Origin of the sequence: Bergeyella cardium (assembly GCF_003614945.1) — a bacterium.
GTDB lineage: Bacteria > Bacteroidota > Bacteroidia > Flavobacteriales > Weeksellaceae > Bergeyella_A > Bergeyella_A cardium.
The window spans coordinates 784,085-800,124 of the sequence record NZ_QYCZ01000001.1 but is presented as its reverse complement, the minus strand read 5'-3'; the positions used below and the strand labels follow the sequence as shown (position 1 = coordinate 800,124).

Genomic DNA, 16,040 nt, shown 5'->3' with positions numbered 1-16,040 from the left:
CTAACCTTGAAAACTTAAAATCTAAAACTCATAACCTTCAATTATATATTTTTAAAATTAAACTTTAAAACAAAACATTATGCAAACAAGAATTGTACATGCCATTGCAGGAACTTTAATCTTAATCGGCCTCCTGTTAGGAATTTTCATAAACCCAAACGGGTTCTGGCTCATAGGACTTGTAGGGCTTAATATGCTGATTCACGCTACCACAAACTGGTGTATGATGTATATGATTCTGAATAAATTGGGTGTGAAGAAAGACGGAAAATGCAGTTAGGTTCTGTATAAAATTAATTTTAAAGTTTTAATTTTTTCAGCCACTTACAGTATTGTGAGTGGCTGTAGGCTCCCCCCCCCCTGTTTTAAGCCTCTTTATATCCATATTATACTCCTAAAAATATTAAACAATGCCTCTCCAAAAATCCCTATATTTGTCGCTATGATTAGCAGAACCGCTTTTATTATCAACCCCAATTCCTCGAAAGGGCAATACGAACCTTTTTTAAAGGAAATCAACCAACGCATAGACCAACCCACCGTACTTATTTCTCGTACAAAAGAGGATACAGAGCGCTTCATCTCTGAGAACTGGGAGCATATTGATATTTTTGTAGCTGCTGGTGGCGATGGCACCATCTCCTCCATTGCGCAGCAACTGGTCAATTCCGAGAAAATCCTCGCGGTCTATCCAATGGGGTCGGGTAATGGCTTTGCAAGAGAAAACGGCTTCAATACCAATCTAAAAAAGCTTATAGAAAAGCTCCAAAAAGGCAATTCAAAGAAAATAGATACGGTAAAAATCAATGATTATTTCTGTATAAATGTCTCTGGTGTGGGGCTCGACAGCGCTGTGGCCCATAATTTTGAGAAGACTTCACGGGGATTTTTCAACTATATAAAAACAACGGTCAAGACCTATTTTCAGTTTAAAAGCGTAGAGGTTTCCTTTTCAGATTCCCACTTTGAGAACTTCAATGGCAGCTATATGATGCTCAATATTGCCAATACCCGTCAGTTTGGGAATAATGCCTACATCGCACCGCAGGCGATTATAGATGACGGTAAGATAGACCTTGCACTCGTCAAGAAGTTTCCGTTCTGGTACTCGTCTATCTTCGCCTGCCGACTTTTCACCAAAAAACTGAGGGGCAACCGCTACATCAAATACCTCTGTACAGAAAAAATTGAGATAAATGCTTCCTCCGACCTCTGGCATATAGACGGTGATGCGGTGAGTATTTCCTCCCCTGTTAGCATTAAAGTTTCCAAACAAAGCCTTCGTATTTTGCAATAAAAAAATCACAGGATAAATATGCAGAAAACAGCCCACAAGAGGAAAAAGACAAGTGCTAAAAAGCCTAATACCCATCGAAAAAAGAATAAGAAAAACAAACGCTTTTGGAAGAAAAGACACCTCCTTTTAGTGTTTCTGCTCATTGGGCTTTTCTCTATCGGATTTTATTACAGAACGACCCTCGGGTACTATTATTCCTCCTATTTTAGGATTAAAAAAGAGCATTCTGTACTCAAAAACACCCCGTATGAAACGATGAGAATGGAGAGAATCATCTCTGAACATCACGATAAAGTCTTCGGAATAGATATTTCTCATTATCAAAGAAAAGAGGACATTGAGTGGGACAGTATGACGATTGCGGGCGGAGCTATTTCGATTGATTTCGTTGTGCTAAGGGCTACGATGGGCAATGCCAGTACCGATAAACACTTCGCTGATTTTTGGATGAAAGCCCAAAAGCACGGCAAAATCCGCGGTGCTTACCACTTCTACCGCGCCGATGAAGACCCTGCCCAGCAGGCAAAAAACTTTATTGCTACGGTTCACCTTGAAGCAGATGACCTCCCTCCCGTGCTCGATATAGAGAAAATCCCAAGGAGGAGATCAAAAGAACAGCTCATTGCCGACCTCAAGAAATGGTGCAATATTATAGAAAATCACTACGGTAAGAAGCCCATCATCTACACCTATTATTACTACTATAAGGACTTTTTGCGTGGCGAGTTTGAAGGTTATCCCCTTTGGCTTGCCAATTATAACAATGTACTCCAGCCTTCCCCTACCGACCACTGGGATCTCTGGCAATTCTCCGAAAAGGGCATTGTCTATGGCATTAATACAAAAGTAGATCTCAATGTCTTCAACGGCTCCCTCCAAGAGCTTAAAAAATTTAGCAATAAGTAGCTTCTTAACACTGGTAACACGGCTTCAATTATTAAGCTACTACTACTAAAAAAGAGAAGCCTAAGCCTCTCTCATAAAATGAAATTAATCTTGGTTTAAAGTTTTCCAGAGGACATCTTTAAGCTCCGTAAGCCCCTCGCCTGTAACCCCCGAAAAGAATAATGGCTGTTTATTCTCTGGAAATTCTGCGGAGATTTCTCTTTTTAGCTCGTCATCGAGTAAATCTGCTTTAGAAATAGAGATAACGAAATCCTTATGTAGGAGTTCGGGATTGTACTCTCTAAGTTCATTCTCCAGAATTTTAAACTCTTGGTAATGATCTTCGGCATCGGCAGGAATGAGAAACAAGAGTACCGAATTTCTTTCTATATGCCTTAAAAAACGATGCCCAAGCCCTTTGCCTTCGGCAGCTCCTTCTATAATACCAGGGATATCTGCCATCACGAAAGACTTATAATTTCGGTAATTTACAATGCCCAAATTAGGCGTAAGGGTAGTGAAAGCATAATCTGCAATTTTGGGCTTAGCCGCAGAGACAACCGACAGGAGCGTGGATTTACCTGCATTAGGAAAGCCGACCAAACCTACATCCGCAAGGACTTTAAGCTCAAAAGTAATATATCCCTCCTCACCCGGAAGCCCAGGTTGCGCATAACGAGGAGTCTGATTAGTTGCAGATTTAAAATGCTCATTGCCCAAGCCGCCTTTCCCACCTTTCATTAAGATGATTTCCTGCTTATCTTCCATTATCTCGCCTAATATCTCTCCGTCTTCATTCTTCGCAATGGTACCAATCGGCACTTCTATATAGACATCTTCGCCATCGGCACCTGTGAGCTGGCTTTTACCGCCATTCTCCCCTCTCCCAGCCTTTATATGCCGAGTATATCTGAGAGGGAGAAGCGTCCATTCGTGGGCATTCCCTTTCATAATGATATTCCCACCTCTTCCGCCATCGCCACCATCAGGACCGCCTTTCGGGATGTACTTCTCCCTCCTAAGGTGAGCTGAACCAGCCCCTCCGTGCCCCGACTGGCAATGGATTTTTACATAATCTACAAAGTTTGACATAAAAAATTATTCGTTGATATTAGACCAAAAGCCCCCAGACTTAAGATTAATTACAGCCTTAAAGCGGGCAAAGATATAAAAATAAAGCGATGATAAATAAACAAAAGAGCTACCCAAATGAGCAACTCTTTTATAAATACAATGAATAAATTTTACTTCATTTTTTCTACTTCTGCGTATAGCTTTTCGGAGATTTCGTCTATTTCTCCTACGCCGTTTATCTCTACATATTTCCCTTGTTTCTTGTAGAGCTCTGCTACTTCGGCAGTTTTTGCATAGTATTCTTTTATTCTGTTTCTGATGATATTTTCATCGGCATCATCGGTTCTACCGCTGGTTTCTCCTCTTTTTAGAAGTCTTTGTACCAAGATTTCATCTTCAACCATTAGAGCGAGGCAGATGCTGATTTCGGAGCCGAGAACTTCTTTCACTATTTTTTCTACAGCTTCTGTTTGGGCCACAGTTCTCGGAACACCATCAAAAATAAACCCGTTGGTATCGGTAGGTTTTTGGACTTCTTCTCTCAGCATATCGCAAGTTACCTGGTCTGGAACCAATTCCCCTCTATCTATATAAGATTTTGCAAGCTTGCCGAGTTCTGTTTCATTTTTGATGTTATATCTGAATAAATCTCCTGTGGAAATTTGTTTCAGATTAAACTTTTGGATTAAGTTCTGTGCCTGCGTTCCTTTTCCACTACCTGGAGGCCCAAAGAGTACAATGTTTATCATTTTTGTAAATACTTTATTTTAAATATTTTCTTTTTTTTAATCGTTAATCTATTTATCGTCATAATGACCATATACAGATAAAATAAAAACATAAACCTCATCATTATTTATCTTATATATAAGCCTGTCTTTTTTATTAATCCTGCGAGACCAATATTCAGAATAATCTCCTTTTAATTTTTCAGGTTTTCCTGTCCCGGTTGTGGGATGTTCTCCTAACTCCATAATAAGTTTTTTAATCTTATTATAGCTGGTAAGATTTGTTCTCTTAAATTCAGAGATTTGCTCCTTTGCAAGATCTGAAAAGATAATATCAAACCTCATAAACTCTCAAAAAAGGCATTGATTTCTTCTTTTGATTTTAGACGAGTTACTTTCCCCTGCTTCAATTGTTTTTCCGCAAGAGCAATTTCCTTTTTCATTTTCTCCTGTGGAATTTCTATTTCTTCAGAGGTTTTAAAATCAATTTTCATTCGTTTTAAGAACTCTAAAATGAAGTCTTTTTCTCTGTCTTTTATCTCAATTATAATATTCATTACATTTCACTTTTTAATGATTTATCCTACCCTCTGCCAATTGGTAGAGGTCGGGGAGGTTTCTGCCTCTTTCGTCATAGTCCAGACCATAGCCAAGTACAAATTTATTGGGGATTTCCTTTGCTACATAGTCTATTGTAAAATTCTTTTTGAAGACTTCGGGTTTCAGTAGAAGCGAAGCTACTTTCAAGGATTTTGGTCGCTGAGTACTTTTAAAATACTCAAACAGGCTCTCAATGGTATTCCCCGTATCTACGATATCTTCCATCAGTATGATATGCCTACCTTCCACATCCTTGGTTAAATCCATTTTTTTATAAACAATCCCTGTAGATTGTAGTCCACCATTGTATGAACTCACTTGCAGGAATGCCACTTCGCATTCGCCAGGGTAATATTTCATAAAATCTGAGAAGAACATAAAGACACCGTTGAGAACTCCGATAAATACGGGTACTTCATTTTTATAATCTTCATAAACTCTCTCTGCAAGGGCTTTTATTTCCCTTTGCAGCTCTTCATTCGTAAGATAGGGCACGAATTCTTTATCGTGAATTTGTATTGTTTTCATTCTAAAATTCAAAGCACAAAAATAAGATAATTATTATATTCTAAGGAAAAAATTAATGGCTATGCGCCAGATGAGTAAGATATGCTAAGGCTACTCCAAGCATTACCAAAATGATTTTAGCCCAGTCCATCCTGTGGTTTTTATTGCTTTCAAAAATAATAACCGAAGAGATATGAATAAAAATCCCCCCTACCAAAGCTAAGAAATAAGGTTGCCAATTCGGATTAAAATACTTGCCTAAAACCACCCCCGCAGGCGATGCAAGCGCAAAAAGCAAAACAACCAATACTGATGGAAGTGTCCATTTTTTGCTGAATAAAAAGGCTCCTAATACGAAAGAAATCGGTAGGTTATGAACTGCAATCCCTAATAGATAAGCCATTGAAACCTTATCCCCCGCAAGAGGAATACCCTCTATAAACGCGTGGATAAACAGCCCAACAACCAATGCCGAGGGCAGAATAGCCCTCCCCTCTTCCTCATTATGATGATGGATATGCCCGTGCTCAAAGCCCTTAGTAATGCTTTCCAAAAACATCTGCAAAATAACCCCCGCCACTACAAACAAACCTATGCTGGAATGCGCTCCCTCACCGTGAAAATGCGCCTCCTCACTGCGAAAATGCTCACCATAAACCAAAGGAAAAACCTCATTCAGACAAATGGTAATAAGAAATCCGGCACTTATAATAAGGAGCTGTTTTGCTAATTTTTCATTTTTCCCGAAAAAACCACCGAGCACAACTCCTAAAACCACACTGAGAATAAGTATAAAATGAACCATTTTACCAAAAATAAGACGGCAAATGTACTAAATAATATTTTTTTAAATAACCCATTTGATGTTTAGCAGTAGTCTTTTAACTTAAAATATATCCCTAATGCTAAAGTATAACTTAATATTCATTCAAAGGAAAATTTTTCAAAGCCACAATTACTTCCTATGGTTTATCACCTAAATACAGCAGGCGCAGCCTGTTAAGAAACTTTAACGGGTGAGGGTTTTCTTAGTTCAATGGAAATTATGATATTTGCACCTCAATTTAGAGTACAAAGAATGAAAAAAGCAATCGTACTGACTTCTTGCCTGGTAGCATACTCGCTCAACGCACAGAGTATAGGCAATTCCCCTTATGCAGCGTATGGAATCGGTGATGTGAAATATGACAACTCAGTGGATATTTCCTCTATGGGAGGGATTTCTGCAGCTTATATCAATGATTTTAATGGGAAATTTAATTTTGATAACCCAGCAACGAATCAGAATTATGGACTAACGAGTTTATCCATTGAAGGTACGAATGAGAACAACTACTTCTCCTCCAACTATGGAGATATGAACACGAAAAAGCACTCCACTTACCTTTCTAATATTGCATTTGCATTCCCCATCACAAAGAAATTGAAGTTCGGTTTGGGCTATCAGCCTTATAGCTCCAAAGGATATACTATCGTACACCGTGAGGGTGCGAGCACTAGCCACTACAAGCTCAATAAATTCTCTGGTAGCGGTATGGTGTCATTGGTTCAAGGAGCGGTTTCTTATACCATTAATCCTAATTTTTCATTAGGTTTTAAAGCAAATTATCACTTCGGAAAACTTACCGATTTGGAAGAAATTTCATATTCAGATGCAGTACTTATCAATGGCTATTCTACAACGAATACCATTAAGAGCTTCAACTTTACAACGGGAGCGGTATATCAGAAAAAGCTGAAAAACGATAGAAAACTCACTTTCGGTGCTACTTATACTTTTGGTTCTACAGGAAAATCAAGCGTAGATTATACCAACAGTACTTATTACTACCTCTCTTCTAATGAAAAAATGAATGAAACAATTCTCGACCAAAAGACGAGCACTGGAAATAATTATCTCCCGCAGAGAGCTACTTTCGGGGTAGGCTATGGTAATGATGCCAAGTGGTTTGCCTCTACGCAGTTTGATTACAAAAGTGGTAATGATGTACAGTTTATGGGCAAGCCTTTCCATTATGAAGATTCATATAAAATCTCTGCTGGTGGGTGGTATCTCCCGAACTATAACAACTTCCGAAACTACTTCTCTCGAGTAATTTATAGATTTGGTGCTTATTACGAAAGAGGTGGATTAAAACTCAACCCAAGCAATCAAGGCTCGGGCAACTTCATCAATGAATTTGCAGTAACCGCAGGAGCCTCCTTCCCCTTTGCGGATGCAAATATCAACAAACGAAGCTCCCTTGATATAGGAATTGAGCTCGGAAAAAGAGGAACTACGCAAAACAACTTGATAAACCAAACTTTTATCAACTTGAAAATAGGATTAAACTTCTCCGACCTTTGGTTCAGAAAAGTAGAATTTGATTAATATTTTGAGAAAGAAATCAACATATAAAAATATAGTAGTTGCAGCAGCCAGCTCTGCTATATTTTTTGTCTTTACCTCCTGTGAGGACAACAATACCGATGTATCTAATAATCAAAAGAAAGATTTCCCCTCCCAAATACTCTACAATACCTATCTCATACAAAAAGATTCTGGAGAAATAAGCCTGAGATTTAAAGCCCCAATTATAGAAAAATATGAACTGATAGACTCCCCCTATGTAAAAGCAAAAAAAGGTTTCTATCTGGAATATTTTGATAAGAAAAAGCCTGAAATACCTGGTAAAATATGGGCAGATTATGCTATATTCTACGAAAAAAAGAATTCCTACGAAGCCAAAGGAAATGTAAAAATCATAACCAATGATGGGACTTCATTTGCGACTAAAACCATTTTTTGGGATAGAGAAAAACGGCAAATGCAAACTCAGGATACTGTATTCGTAATGGATAATAAAGGGAATACCCTTGTAGGAGCCAACGGTATGGTGGCAAAAGATGATTTTTCAGAATACAGTTTTTATAACAATTCTGGTGATTTTAATGCAAAGGAAATCCCACAGACGAAGAAATAATCACTCACTCAGCAGGACTTCCATACCAGCAACACTTTGAGTAAAAACAAGGTAACGCTCCCCTCCATCTGATATTTTGTACTTCTTTTTTATAGCATCAGGTTTTAGTGGATGGTTTTTAGAGATGATATTATATTTATCTCCTCGTTCTAATGTTTTAGGGTTAATTTTCGTTACTTTCAATATCCTGCCTGGAAAATTCTCAAACTTTTCACCAGAAGTATAGAGATGAGTATTCGGGTGGAGTTTGCTCAATGAAAACTGCTTGGCTACCTCTAAAAATGCACCAGATTTCAATATGGCATTATTCGGAATATACAGATAAGCCTGAGGTTGGGAATAACTCACACAAACTGCTGAATCCCCATACTCAAACTCAAAAGGAGCTTCATCGGTTTCAAGATTTACACAGCAGATTTTAGGATATTTAGTCCCTTTATTTATCAGTACCAAAACTTCTTTTACATCATTCTTTATTGCTACAATATGGATTTCACTAATATGCTCAATTACAGAAATGAGGTAAGAAATATCAATAAGTGGTGAGAGTTTTATAAGAGTTTTGTCTGAAATACGAGCCTGCTGCTTCTGAATCTCCAAAATATTCGGTGAAAGATCTTCTAATAAGAAAACCTTTTTATCATCTGCACTTCGCCTCGCAGGGTCTATAAAAATAACATCAAAATTCTTATCATTTTCACTGAGAAAGGTCTCTAATTCAGAGTTGGCAAAATGAGCATCTCTACCCAGCACTGCCCAATTGTGTTTTACGATATCCAACAGCTTAGAATTTCGCTCCACGAGTGTAGTTTCTTCAAAATTCTGAGAGAGAAAATAGGCATCTATACCAAAACCAGAGGTAAGGTCGAGGAAAGTCTTCCCTTTTACAAGACGGCTTTTGTACCTTGCTGCCGACTCGGAGCTGGACTGTTCCAAATTAAGATGCGGTGGAAAAATAATATTCTCTCTATCCAGAAAAGGAAATTTCTTTCTGCATATCTGCTTGCCTTTAACCTGCTGAGCAATCTCCTGTATTGAAATATCATCAAAAGGAGATTTTCTTAGAAGTAAATCAACAATATCTACATCAATATTCTTATTAATGTAATCTTGAACTTCGGTTTTTAAGTAATTTTTCATAGCTATTCATAGGATTTAGTTTTTCACATTAACACTATCAGCTACAAGGATAAAGATTTCTTCGTCAGGTTTCTTCATAAAATAATTTTCACGAGCAAACCTTTCTTTTTCATCTTTATTTTCCATCAGAGTATTATAGAAAAGAGTATGTTTCTCATATTCACTCTTGTAATGTTCAAGCTGAGATTCATACTTCTTAATCTCCAAATTAAGATCATTAATAACGAGTAAAGAGCTATTATCAAATAAAATAATCCAAACTAAAAAAAGCACAAAAGTAATGACATACTTATTGAGCACATACCGCTGTATATACTTAAAAGCAGAAGTTTTATTTGTAGGATTATCCGTGCTCATCTCTTAGGATTTCTTCAATGAATTGTTTATAACTGTGGTTAAAAAGTCAATAGCTACATTATTATGTTTCATATTAGGCACTATAAGGTCGGCATCATTTTTAGATGGCTCTATAAACTCTTGGTGCATAGGCTTCAGTGTGGTTTGGTACCTGTGCAATACTTCTTCCAAGTCTCTACCTCTTTCCTGTGTATCTCTTCGGATTCTTCGGATGAGCCTTTCATCAGAATCGGTATGTACGAATACTTTAAGGTCAAATTCCTTCAAGAGTTCTTTATTCGTAAGTACTAAAATCCCTTCTACGATAAGGACATTTTTAGGTTCTACCAAGACAAAATCTCCCGTTCTGGAATGGGTTACAAAACTATATACAGGCTGCTCGATGCTCTCCCCATTTTTAAGCTGTTTTACATTTTTTACCAGGAGTTCAAAATCTATGGACTTTGGGTGGTCGTAGTTCAATGCCTCTCGCTCGGCAAGAGAAAGATGCTGATTATCGTGATAATAATTATCCTGAGAAAGGACATTTACACCTTCTGTATTGAGTTGTTGTAAAATTTTATTAACTACGGTAGTCTTCCCAGAACCTGTACCACCGGCAATTCCTATAACAAGCATTTAAAATTATTTTAGCAAAAATAGAGAAAAAAACTAAAACAGAACGGCAATCATTTGATTGCCGTTCCACTGCATTACATATAACTATTAAATCTTATTTCTTAACTGTATCTTCTACTATTCCCTGTATATAAACCACTGCTCTGCTGTTATTTGGGTCATTTGAGAAGACCTCTATAACTTTTTTAAATGGATTCACAAGGTTGGTATTGTAGTGTACAGATATTTTCCCTGTTTTCCCTGGAGCTATAGGTTCTTTCGTCCAAGTTGGTGTAGTACATCCACAAGCAGGTTTCACATTACTGATGATAAGTGGTTTATCCCCTGTATTCTTCACTACGAACTCTCGGTTTCCATCGCTTCCTTTCTTTATTGTACCATAGTCTACAATGGTTTTATCAAATGTAATAGTCTGAGCTGTAGCTATTGTTGTAAAGCCTGCTATAAATAATCCAATGAAAAATCCTTTTCTCATAACGATGATATTTTTAAGTTTAATAAAAGCAAAGGTAATAATAATTTTATAAGTTGAATGAAATATTATATTTGTCCGCAAATAATTAAATACATCATAAAATGAAAAAGATTGTTTTCAGCTCGGTAGTGGCATCAGCGATGCTATGGGCGTGCAACAAACCAGCACAAACGGAAGTAAGTAATGAAAATACCCCAGAAGATACCTCAGTAGTAGCACAAGAGAGGCCGACAGGTGGTGATCAAGATGAGCACGGCTGTAACCCATCTACTGGAGAGACTTGGAGTAACTTAAAACAAACCTGCCTGCGCTTATTTGATGATGCTCTACGCCTCAACCCTATCGAGCAAAAGGAAGGAGAAGCAGTAATCAGTGCATTTGTAGTCTTTAATGATGATAAGTCTAAGGTAGAAGTTTTCCTAACGGATGATAATAAAATCCTCGATAAAACAAGTGAAAACACCTTTGCAGACGAACATTACAAATACGATGCAGCTGAAAAAGCGCTCTATATAGAGGGTGTAAAAAAGTATACTGCAGAGAACTAATCTGCTGATTTAGTCAGAGACTTGCAATGCAGCAAAATGGTTTAGGCTCACCCTGCGGGTGAGCCTAAACTTTTATCTATATTCTCTTAATCAAAAACTAATATTCACCCCTATCATCTGATAGCTTCCGTATACCCCTCCTGAAAGTCGGATGCTGAGCTTCTTCTCTTCGGAGAGAGCAGAAGCATTCTTCACTTTGGTAATCCGCGTCTTTGCAATATTCTTCCCGATAAGGTAGCCTACGAAGAGTGCAATAGGATAATCAGATGCCCAATGTACCTTACTCTGCATCATCTCAAAAGACATCAATGCGAGTAGTGAGTATCCAACGGGTTTCAGCCATTTTTTCTCTGGATAGTTTTCAGTAAGTACCGTGAGCGCTGCCATTGCCGTCGTAAGGTGTCCAGAGGGCATTGCATCATACTTTGGAGTATCTTTTTGATAGGCTGAAAAGCTCGGTGCAAATGTCCAATGGCTATGCCATCTGCCTGCCTCAGCAGTGATGAAAGGGCTTTCCCTACCCGAAAGCCTCTTTATCGGTTGAACGAATAAGCCCGACAACGCAATACTCTCAATCAGTTGCAGAGAAGTGCTCACCGCTCTATAATCGTTTTTCAGGAGCCCATAAGTAGCAAGCCCTCCACTGATAAGAATAAAAGTAGTACCATTGCCCACGAAATACAGAGCTGAGTTTACATCAGCAGGGATAATCTTCAAAAATCCTAATTTCTTATAGGTATGAGCTTCATTAAACCCGATAGATTCACTAAAATTTCTACTCTCCCTGATAAGCCAAGGGTCGGCAGGGATAAGTGCAGCGGTAGCCCCCAAAGCTGCCAGACCATACGGATAATACGGTGCTGAAACTGCATCTACAGCGGTATTCACAAAGTTTCTGGGGAGCTTATTCACAACATCCCAGAGCTTGGGCTTTTGGTAAATATAGGTCTCGGTATCGGAGATTTTTATATGCTGAGCGGCTTTATCCATCGGGGGAATTTCTCTCTCAATCTGCACAGTATCAGCAGGAGTGGTATTAATGGAAAGGCTATCATTCTCCTGAGCATACGCCAGTGCTCCTATTAGGAGGAAGCAAATTTTAATTCTCTTCATCTATCGTAGTATCATCGGTTGGATTAATATTATAGACCACGCCTTGGAAAGGGTCATCTTTTTCGGTTTTAGGGCGGTTCCATTTGTACTTGTGAGTCCAATAAGCGAGCTTCATAGCCAATATCCCAAGTCCAGCGCCGAAGAGCACATCGCTGATATAGTGCCTGTTATTTGCTATCCTCATCATCCCCACAACGGAAGCAGTAGCGTATGATGCGTAGGGTACCCAAGGGTGATTTTCCCCGTACTCCATAGCGAGAATAGTAGCACCACTGAAAACATAGGCCGTATGCCCTGAGGGGAAGGACATTCGGGCACCGTTGGGACGCTTATTATCGATTAAATTTTTCATTAAATGAGCCGTAGCCAGTGTAAAGAGATGTCCCTTGATGTGTATTGCCATTCGGTTTTTCCAATCGGTGCGAGGCTTCATTCCGAGGGCTTCAAAGCCATAAGTAGCGGCATCGGGTGCAAATTGCAGATAATCATCAAACTTATATCTGAAATAAGGTAGCTGCTTGTTCCTAAACCTGTGCACTTCATTCTTTATCTCTATCTCCGATGCGGTACCTAAAACCATCAGCCCTACAGGGAAGTAGAGGTCTTTGGGTTTAAACTTCGGTCGGCTGTTCTCTACCAAAGATAAAGAGTCTGTTACCTGAGCAAGACCCTTTACATTAAAAATTAAAATAGTGATAATGAATAACAAAAATTTCAATCTCATACTTTAATAGTGTTTATTTACGAGTAAATAACGAAAAAGGAGAGACAAGATTATCTCTCCTTATAATTTTAGGTGAACTTAGGGTGTTTTTTCCTTATTTTTCTTTCTTGCTTTGATGGTTTCATTTACACTGGTGATGATGACTGCTACATCTTCTGAGAATACCTTGTACTTGGTTGGATTGGCGATTTTCATTGCGGCAAGATAAGTAAGAAGTTTATTATTTATCAGCTCCAAAAGTGGTTTTCTAAGGCTGGTTGCCGTCTCTTTACTCCCTTTCTGTGCTAATTCTTTGTCATAGTTAGCACGGATTTTAGTAAATTCTTCCTGTGCCGTTCTAATGTTTGCAATCGCTTCCGCTACGCCTGGCAACCCTGCAACAGCCTCCACCAAATCACTTGCTGAAAGGTCTTTGAGCAAGGAATCTACAAGGTTGGATTGGGAAGAATAGTTCTCGCCCACCATCTTCACTCCATATTTTTTAAAGACCGCTGAGAGCTGTACTCCATAGGCTTTTAGGGTATCCAAAGGAATGGTTTTGTAGCCTTTTAATAACCTGTCCAGCACTCGGATTGCGCCATCTCTCTTGGCGTCTGCGTTCTCCAATTGGGAAATAACGGCATCTCTTTTCACGGCTTCGGTTAGGGTGTTGGCTTTTTCCTCCATCTCTACGAATAGAGGTTTCAAAAATGCCTCATCTTTAAGCGTTGCAGTGCTTTTGTAGAGGCTTACTAATCTGTGGGCTGTATCACCAACTTCGGTGATTCTGGCTGTTGTAAGTAACTTTTTCATTTGTATGTAATTTTAAAATTATATTTTAGTTATTGGCTGCTTTTGTTTATTTTCTCCTTTTAACTAATTAGTGGAAGCTCATTTTTGTTCATTTTCTCCCTTTCACTAATTAGTGAAAGCCCATTTTTGTTTATTTTCTCCTTTTAACTAATTAGTGAAAGCCCGTTTTTGTTCATTTTCTGCCTTTCACTAATTAGTGGAAGCCCGTTTTTGTTCATTTTCTCCTTTTAACTAATTAGTAGATGGAAATTTTTTATTTTTCATTCACTAAATAGTTATTGGTTTTAATTTTATTTTTCAAAACTAAGGAAATTTTTTCTACAGAGATTTTGGGAGTTTAATTTTTCCCTAGAAATAATTGTGTATCATTAATAACTTTAATAAAATTAGTAGCTCTTAACACAATATTATAATCCGATTTAAGATCAATTAATTCATCTTGTGTCAATCTAAAATTAGGAAAAGGCTCTTCCTGTTTAGGTAAAGATATTACAAAGTAGCATGTATTAGTTTTAGTAAAAACTCGTTTATCAAAATAATAGCTTCTTGTTGCTTCAAGTTGTTCTTTTGCTTTTTGAAAATCATCAGGATTATTCTTTTCATTAGCTCCATATTTTAATTCTGCAAATAATATCCAGCTTTTTGAGTTACTTTTATTTGGGAATAAACAAGTCTCACACTGGGATTTAGTATTCCCTGTACTATCATCTATAAAACTTTTATTATCAAAAATCACTCCTACTATACCAAGGTTATTTGGATTTTGTATTTGCAAATATTTTTCATCCACAGGTGCTTTGGTCAATAGATTAGTTCCTCTACTATTAGGTATTTTTTTATATTTATCTTGATTTGTATAATCTACAATAAAAACATCTCCTACAAAAGACTCGATTTTATGATGAGAAAAGTGTTGTTGTATATTAGCTTTAATCATAGCCTAAAGATAATTTAGAGATTGGTAAAAATCATCCATTACTTCCTTCATTATTTTATCAAAATAATTATCTCCTATCAGTCCATTGTCCTTTTTTATGTCTTTCTTTATTCCTTGTTCTATTTCAAACAAATTAATATCATCAGGGGATATAGCTGATTTTATATTAGATAATTCTTCTTCTGCCTTGTCTCTTACCAAATAAGTAAGAATACAGTTATTAATAGCATACAAGATATATGGGCTATGAGTAGTAAGCATAAGAGTATGATCATATTCACTGTTATTAATATACTCTAATAGTTTATATGCTAATTTCTTTTGTGTTGCTGGGAAGAGGTTTTGCTCAGGCTCTTCTATAATTAGATTGGTGCGATGGTATTCAAATAAGTTTTCCATTATTTGACTATACTTTCTAATCAATTTATCATTTTTTTTATTCAGAGCCTCCTCTAAATAATTACTATACTTTTCATCATTTTCATCAATATCAGTTTTCAGAATAGGATTAATTACAAACTTTGCCATAAGTGATCTACTAACCATACTCCTTATATTTCTAAATTCATATGAATAATCTACTTCATTAGTATATAAATTAGAGATTAAATTATCTACCATTGTAAGCAATGGGGTTAAAGATTGCATACCACTTGAAGATTGTGATAGTTGTATACTGTAGTTTTTACCCTCAATACGATTTTCTCTTTCTTCCTCTAAAAAATAATATTTAATATTAGTATCTAATAAAGAAAATTTATTATTAGGAGTATAGCTTTTTCTTGTATCAAGCCAATCATATAGATAACTTCTCAAATAATTATTGGGAAGATCCAGTTTCTCCATTTCTGGTAATATAATTACACTTCTCTCAGAAGGGATATAGGATATTTTAGGCCTCTTATATTTATAACGCCCCTTTTCTAACCATTTTAAAGTTCCTTTTTTTCCTTTATAAATAATACTTATTGCATCTCCCTTATAATGAATTTCGCTATTTTCTTTAAAATAACCCTCCATTTTATGAAAGTTTTCAATTATTGTTATAAATTTTGGAGATAAGTCTCCAGAATCATCTGCATACTTTTTAAAAGACTGGTGAAAAGAAACATCTTTCTCTATCCAGCTACAAAAACTCAAAAGTTTAGCAATAGTACTTTTACCACTACTTTGCTTTCCCATAAATATATTTACTTTTTTTATCTTAAAATGAATATATTTTATAGGACCTATATTTTTTATAGTTAAACTTCTCATAATTTTCTTATTATTTAAAAAATTA

21 protein-coding genes are annotated in these 16,040 nt (G+C 36.9%); 6 read left to right on the top strand and 15 right to left on the bottom strand.

What is annotated here, in order from left to right:
* The first annotated feature begins 79 nt into the window (after positions 1 to 79).
* From D8991_RS03650 to D8991_RS03640, 3 genes are all read left to right on the top strand, one after another.
* Positions 80 to 280 (top strand): YgaP-like transmembrane domain, encoded by a 201-nt coding sequence (locus tag D8991_RS03650; protein ID WP_221407566.1) that lies wholly within the window; start codon positions 80 to 82, stop codon positions 278 to 280.
* Positions 281 to 442: 162 nt separating this feature from the next.
* Positions 443 to 1,297, top strand: coding sequence for a diacylglycerol/lipid kinase family protein (locus D8991_RS03645; protein WP_120488826.1), 855 nt, complete (start codon positions 443 to 445; stop codon positions 1,295 to 1,297).
* An 18-nt stretch (positions 1,298 to 1,315) separates the two neighbouring features.
* On the top strand, positions 1,316 to 2,203 hold the full coding sequence (locus tag D8991_RS03640; RefSeq protein WP_120488825.1) for a glycoside hydrolase family 25 protein: 888 nt from the start codon (positions 1,316 to 1,318) through the stop codon (positions 2,201 to 2,203).
* An 84-nt stretch (positions 2,204 to 2,287) separates the two neighbouring features.
* Here the strand turns inward: D8991_RS03640 and obgE are convergent, their stop codons facing one another.
* The 6 genes from obgE to D8991_RS03610 all read right to left on the bottom strand — a co-directional run bounded on the left by obgE (position 2,288) and on the right by D8991_RS03610 (position 5,896).
* Positions 2,288 to 3,274 carry a GTPase ObgE gene (gene obgE / locus D8991_RS03635; RefSeq protein WP_120488824.1) on the bottom strand — a complete coding sequence of 329 codons (987 nt, stop codon included), beginning with the start codon at positions 3,272 to 3,274 and terminating at the stop codon, positions 2,288 to 2,290.
* A gap of 152 nt (positions 3,275 to 3,426) precedes the next feature.
* Complete coding sequence (locus D8991_RS03630) at positions 3,427 to 4,005, bottom strand: adenylate kinase (protein WP_120488823.1); 579 nt, start codon at positions 4,003 to 4,005, stop codon at positions 3,427 to 3,429.
* Positions 4,006 to 4,053: 48 nt separating this feature from the next.
* Positions 4,054 to 4,329 carry a Txe/YoeB family addiction module toxin gene (locus tag D8991_RS03625; RefSeq protein WP_120488822.1) on the bottom strand — a complete coding sequence of 92 codons (276 nt, stop codon included), beginning with the start codon at positions 4,327 to 4,329 and terminating at the stop codon, positions 4,054 to 4,056.
* Positions 4,326 to 4,541 carry a hypothetical protein gene (locus D8991_RS03620; RefSeq protein WP_120488821.1) on the bottom strand — a complete coding sequence of 72 codons (216 nt, stop codon included), beginning with the start codon at positions 4,539 to 4,541 and terminating at the stop codon, positions 4,326 to 4,328. Before D8991_RS03620 ends, D8991_RS03625 begins: the two co-directional genes overlap by 4 nt.
* A gap of 13 nt (positions 4,542 to 4,554) precedes the next feature.
* Entirely contained in the window at positions 4,555 to 5,112 is a 558-nt protein-coding gene (gene hpt / locus D8991_RS03615) for a hypoxanthine phosphoribosyltransferase (RefSeq protein WP_120488820.1), read from the bottom strand.
* A gap of 52 nt (positions 5,113 to 5,164) precedes the next feature.
* Positions 5,165 to 5,896 carry a ZIP family metal transporter gene (locus D8991_RS03610; RefSeq protein WP_120488819.1) on the bottom strand — a complete coding sequence of 244 codons (732 nt, stop codon included), beginning with the start codon at positions 5,894 to 5,896 and terminating at the stop codon, positions 5,165 to 5,167.
* A 273-nt stretch (positions 5,897 to 6,169) separates the two neighbouring features.
* On the opposite strand from D8991_RS03610, the gene D8991_RS03605 reads away from it, so the two are divergent.
* Positions 6,170 to 7,462, top strand: a complete 1,293-nt coding sequence (locus D8991_RS03605; protein ID WP_120488818.1) for a porin family protein — start codon at positions 6,170 to 6,172, stop codon at positions 7,460 to 7,462.
* Positions 7,463 to 7,466: 4 nt separating this feature from the next.
* Entirely contained in the window at positions 7,467 to 8,054 is a 588-nt protein-coding gene (gene lptC / locus D8991_RS03600) for an LPS export ABC transporter periplasmic protein LptC (protein ID WP_245957172.1), read from the top strand.
* Here the strand turns inward: lptC and D8991_RS03595 are convergent, their stop codons facing one another.
* From D8991_RS03595 to D8991_RS03580, 4 genes are all read right to left on the bottom strand, one after another.
* Positions 8,055 to 9,194: a class I SAM-dependent methyltransferase gene (locus D8991_RS03595; protein WP_120488817.1), complete on the bottom strand. Its 1,140-nt coding sequence runs from the start codon at positions 9,192 to 9,194 to the stop codon at positions 8,055 to 8,057.
* A 15-nt stretch (positions 9,195 to 9,209) separates the two neighbouring features.
* Entirely contained in the window at positions 9,210 to 9,551 is a 342-nt protein-coding gene (locus D8991_RS03590; RefSeq protein WP_120488816.1) for an FtsB family cell division protein, read from the bottom strand.
* Between the two features lie 3 nt (positions 9,552 to 9,554).
* Positions 9,555 to 10,169 carry a uridine kinase gene (gene udk, locus D8991_RS03585; RefSeq protein WP_120488815.1) on the bottom strand — a complete coding sequence of 205 codons (615 nt, stop codon included), beginning with the start codon at positions 10,167 to 10,169 and terminating at the stop codon, positions 9,555 to 9,557.
* Between the two features lie 94 nt (positions 10,170 to 10,263).
* A complete protein-coding gene (locus D8991_RS03580) occupies positions 10,264 to 10,644 on the bottom strand; it encodes a DUF1573 domain-containing protein (protein ID WP_120489682.1) in 381 nt (126 codons plus the stop codon).
* A 101-nt stretch (positions 10,645 to 10,745) separates the two neighbouring features.
* Here D8991_RS03580 and D8991_RS03575 point away from each other — a divergent pair, with 101 nt between their 5' ends.
* Complete coding sequence (locus D8991_RS03575; protein ID WP_120488814.1) at positions 10,746 to 11,192, top strand: hypothetical protein; 447 nt, start codon at positions 10,746 to 10,748, stop codon at positions 11,190 to 11,192.
* A 90-nt stretch (positions 11,193 to 11,282) separates the two neighbouring features.
* Here the strand turns inward: D8991_RS03575 and D8991_RS03570 are convergent, their stop codons facing one another.
* From D8991_RS03570 to D8991_RS03550, 5 genes are all read right to left on the bottom strand, one after another.
* Complete coding sequence (locus D8991_RS03570) at positions 11,283 to 12,305, bottom strand: phosphatase PAP2 family protein (RefSeq protein ID WP_120488813.1); 1,023 nt, start codon at positions 12,303 to 12,305, stop codon at positions 11,283 to 11,285.
* Positions 12,292 to 13,029: a phosphatase PAP2 family protein gene (locus tag D8991_RS03565; protein ID WP_120488812.1), complete on the bottom strand. Its 738-nt coding sequence runs from the start codon at positions 13,027 to 13,029 to the stop codon at positions 12,292 to 12,294. Before D8991_RS03565 ends, D8991_RS03570 begins: the two co-directional genes overlap by 14 nt.
* 78 nt (positions 13,030 to 13,107) lie before the next feature.
* Entirely contained in the window at positions 13,108 to 13,821 is a 714-nt protein-coding gene (locus tag D8991_RS03560) for a DUF6261 family protein (RefSeq protein ID WP_120488811.1), read from the bottom strand.
* A 337-nt stretch (positions 13,822 to 14,158) separates the two neighbouring features.
* Complete coding sequence (locus D8991_RS03555) at positions 14,159 to 14,758, bottom strand: hypothetical protein (protein ID WP_120488810.1); 600 nt, start codon at positions 14,756 to 14,758, stop codon at positions 14,159 to 14,161.
* Positions 14,759 to 14,761: 3 nt separating this feature from the next.
* Positions 14,762 to 16,015 (bottom strand): AAA family ATPase, encoded by a 1,254-nt coding sequence (locus D8991_RS03550; RefSeq protein ID WP_120488809.1) that lies wholly within the window; start codon positions 16,013 to 16,015, stop codon positions 14,762 to 14,764.
* Between the last annotated feature and the right edge of the window lie 25 nt (positions 16,016 to 16,040).

Bases quoted from the DNA above. Each gene is read 5' to 3' on its own strand.
- D8991_RS03595 (WP_120488817.1), bottom strand. From the start codon at position 9,194: ATGAAAAATTACTTAAAAACCGAAGTTCAAGATTACATTAATAAGAAT.
- D8991_RS03610 (WP_120488819.1), bottom strand. From the start codon at position 5,896: ATGGTTCATTTTATACTTATTCTCAGTGTGGTTTTAGGAGTTGTGCTC.
- D8991_RS03620 (WP_120488821.1), bottom strand. From the start codon at position 4,541: ATGAATATTATAATTGAGATAAAAGACAGAGAAAAAGACTTCATTTTA.
- hpt (WP_120488820.1), bottom strand. From the start codon at position 5,112: ATGAAAACAATACAAATTCACGATAAAGAATTCGTGCCCTATCTTACG.
- obgE (WP_120488824.1), bottom strand. From the start codon at position 3,274: ATGTCAAACTTTGTAGATTATGTAAAAATCCATTGCCAGTCGGGGCAC.
- D8991_RS03565 (WP_120488812.1), bottom strand. From the start codon at position 13,029: ATGAGATTGAAATTTTTGTTATTCATTATCACTATTTTAATTTTTAAT.
- D8991_RS03550 (WP_120488809.1), bottom strand. From the start codon at position 16,015: ATGAGAAGTTTAACTATAAAAAATATAGGTCCTATAAAATATATTCAT.
- D8991_RS03580 (WP_120489682.1), bottom strand. From the start codon at position 10,644: ATGAGAAAAGGATTTTTCATTGGATTATTTATAGCAGGCTTTACAACA.
- D8991_RS03555 (WP_120488810.1), bottom strand. From the start codon at position 14,758: ATGATTAAAGCTAATATACAACAACACTTTTCTCATCATAAAATCGAG.
- D8991_RS03570 (WP_120488813.1), bottom strand. From the start codon at position 12,305: ATGAAGAGAATTAAAATTTGCTTCCTCCTAATAGGAGCACTGGCGTAT.
- D8991_RS03625 (WP_120488822.1), bottom strand. From the start codon at position 4,329: ATGAGGTTTGATATTATCTTTTCAGATCTTGCAAAGGAGCAAATCTCT.
- D8991_RS03650 (WP_221407566.1), top strand. From the start codon at position 80: ATGCAAACAAGAATTGTACATGCCATTGCAGGAACTTTAATCTTAATC.
- D8991_RS03590 (WP_120488816.1), bottom strand. From the start codon at position 9,551: ATGAGCACGGATAATCCTACAAATAAAACTTCTGCTTTTAAGTATATA.
- D8991_RS03630 (WP_120488823.1), bottom strand. From the start codon at position 4,005: ATGATAAACATTGTACTCTTTGGGCCTCCAGGTAGTGGAAAAGGAACG.
- D8991_RS03605 (WP_120488818.1), top strand. From the start codon at position 6,170: ATGAAAAAAGCAATCGTACTGACTTCTTGCCTGGTAGCATACTCGCTC.
- D8991_RS03575 (WP_120488814.1), top strand. From the start codon at position 10,746: ATGAAAAAGATTGTTTTCAGCTCGGTAGTGGCATCAGCGATGCTATGG.
- D8991_RS03645 (WP_120488826.1), top strand. From the start codon at position 443: ATGATTAGCAGAACCGCTTTTATTATCAACCCCAATTCCTCGAAAGGG.
- D8991_RS03640 (WP_120488825.1), top strand. From the start codon at position 1,316: ATGCAGAAAACAGCCCACAAGAGGAAAAAGACAAGTGCTAAAAAGCCT.
- D8991_RS03560 (WP_120488811.1), bottom strand. From the start codon at position 13,821: ATGAAAAAGTTACTTACAACAGCCAGAATCACCGAAGTTGGTGATACA.
- udk (WP_120488815.1), bottom strand. From the start codon at position 10,169: ATGCTTGTTATAGGAATTGCCGGTGGTACAGGTTCTGGGAAGACTACC.